1 pseudogene is annotated in these 255 nt (G+C 63.5%); it reads left to right on the top strand.

Features of this window, described 5'->3' with window-relative positions:
• A pseudogene (locus AB4Y40_RS42970) lies at positions 1-255 on the top strand (adhesin); the annotation flags it as partial.

Genomic DNA, 255 nt, shown 5'->3' with positions numbered 1-255 from the left:
CGGTGATGTACGACACGTCGGCACACGATTCGGTGACGCTGGGCGGCACGGATGCGACCACGCCGGTGGCGCTGCACAACGTAGCTTCGGGCGCAGTCTCGGCGACGAGCTCCGATGCGGTGAACGGTTCGCAGCTGTACAACCTGGCCAGTTCGACGGCGGATTCGTTCGGCGGCGGCTCGACGGTGAACAGCGATGGCTCGATCTCGAACCCGACGTATAACGTAGGTGGAGACACCTACAACAACGTGGGTG

This window comes from Paraburkholderia sp. EG287B (assembly GCF_040965595.1).
GTDB lineage: Bacteria > Pseudomonadota > Gammaproteobacteria > Burkholderiales > Burkholderiaceae > Paraburkholderia.
Note: the sequence above shows the minus strand (reverse complement) of the source record. Positions and strands in the feature narration are given on the sequence as shown.